This is a genomic window from Nonomuraea deserti (assembly GCF_004348685.1).
In the GTDB taxonomy this organism is placed as follows: Bacteria; Actinomycetota; Actinomycetes; order Streptosporangiales; family Streptosporangiaceae; genus Nonomuraea; species Nonomuraea deserti.
The window spans coordinates 1-1,195 of sequence record NZ_SMKO01000417.1 but is presented as its reverse complement, the minus strand read 5'-3'; the positions used below and the strand labels follow the sequence as shown (position 1 = coordinate 1,195).

1 protein-coding gene is annotated in these 1,195 nt (G+C 70.3%); it reads right to left on the bottom strand.

The genetic code is table 11. The features are described from left to right. Positions 1-1,148, bottom strand: a 1,148-nt coding sequence (locus E1292_RS56045; protein WP_369334358.1) for a M23 family metallopeptidase, incomplete at its 3' end; no start/stop codon positions are given. Between the last annotated feature and the right edge of the window lie 47 nt (positions 1,149-1,195).

Sequence of the window (1,195 nt, the reverse complement as noted above, 5' to 3'; positions counted from 1 at the left end):
GTCGTGGCGAGGTTGAGGAGAAGGAACCCGCCCAGTAGTGCGCTCAGGGCGATCGCGCTCTCGACTGGGGTGGCTGAAGCCGAACGCGTCGGGAAAGGCGCGGGTGGGCTGGGTGGCAGTGCCTCGTGGACCGGTCGTGCGGCAGTAGCGGTGGCAGATGTCGCTGATGGACTGGCGGTGGTCCTTGCTGTGAGCGCCGGTGGACTGGCGGTGGTCCAACTTGCTGTGAGCGCTGGTGGACTGGGGGTGGTGGTCCGACTCGCTGTGAGCGCTGGTGGAACGGGCGCGGAGGTCCGGCTTGCTGCGAGTGCCGGTGGAACAGGGGCGGCGGTTGGTATTGCGGCGAGTGCCGGTGGAACTGGGGCGGCGGTTGGTATTGCGGCGAGTGCCGGTGGAACTGGGGCGGCGGTTGGTATTGCGGCGAGTGCCGGTGGAACTGGGGCGGCGGTTGCTATTGCGGCGGGTGCCGGTGGAATAGGAGCGGCGGTTGCTGTTGCGGCGGGTGCTTGTTGGAGGGGGATGGCGGCCCATCTCCCTTGCGGTGAGGCAGCGGTGACTGCGGTTGCTGACGGTGGCGGCGTGGTGCGGAGGTCTGACGGTGGCGGGGAACCGTGATGACCTGGTTCAGGGCTTGCTGTGGAGTCCGCCTGCCAGAACGGGAGGAGGCGGATGGGGGCGTGGCCCAGGAGGAGGAGAGGGTCGAGGTAGCGGGTGCCGCGTAGGAGGCCCCAATGGAGGCAGGGCTCCTGGCAGTGATCGGTCGGCGACTCGAGCACGCCCAGCTTGGCTCCCTGCTCGACGGACTGGCCCTGTGCCAGCGATGACGTGACCGGCACGTACGTCGTGCGCAGGCCGCCCGCGTGCTCGACCGTGACCACGCCCCTCCCTCCAACAGGACCGGCGAACCGGACCGTGCCCGCGCCTGCCGCCAGCACCGGGACGGCTGCCGGGGCGGCCAGGTCGACACCTCGGTGACCGGCCAGCCACGGCTCCGGGGGCGGGGCGAAACGGCGGAGGATGCGAGGGCGACCGTCCAGCGGCCAGCGCCATGTAGGCGGTGAGGCCCTTGCCGCTGCGGGCGCTGGGACAGCAAGGACGGTGGCCGTGAGAATGACGGCCGTCAAGGCGCGGGCGATGGGGATGGCCATCAGGGCGGTGCGGGTGGAGAGGGCCATCAGGGCCTGTTTCTTATACA